The sequence below is a fragment of the Psychromonas arctica genome, assembly GCF_038155225.1.
Lineage (GTDB): Bacteria > Pseudomonadota > Gammaproteobacteria > Enterobacterales > Psychromonadaceae > Psychromonas > Psychromonas arctica_B.
Genome location: NZ_JBAKBA010000148.1, coordinates 1 through 254, shown reverse-complemented (window position 1 = coordinate 254; position 254 = coordinate 1). Strand labels below are relative to the sequence as shown.

General features: G+C 45.3%; 1 protein-coding gene. It reads right to left on the bottom strand.

Annotated elements, in window-relative coordinates; translation table 11 throughout:
• Nucleotides 1-254, bottom strand: a 254-nt coding sequence (locus V6255_RS18115) for a VCBS domain-containing protein (protein WP_341629390.1), incomplete at both ends; no start/stop codon positions are given.

The window sequence follows — 254 nt, the reverse complement described above, 5'->3', positions numbered from 1 at the left end:
CTTGTTCAACACCATCACTGGTCGTTACTGTAATGGTATCCGTTAGGAATTCACCATCGTCTAATGCCTGGATAGCATCTTGCGTATTATCCGCCGCGTAAGACCAATCACCATTTTCATCAATAGTCACCGCACCGTAAACACCCGTTACCGTTGCTGGTGTAAAGGTGGTTGTATCATTCGTATCAACATCCGTTAGCGATAAACTACCTGAAGTGGTTAATGTCGCTGCATCATCTTCTGTTACGTCGCCA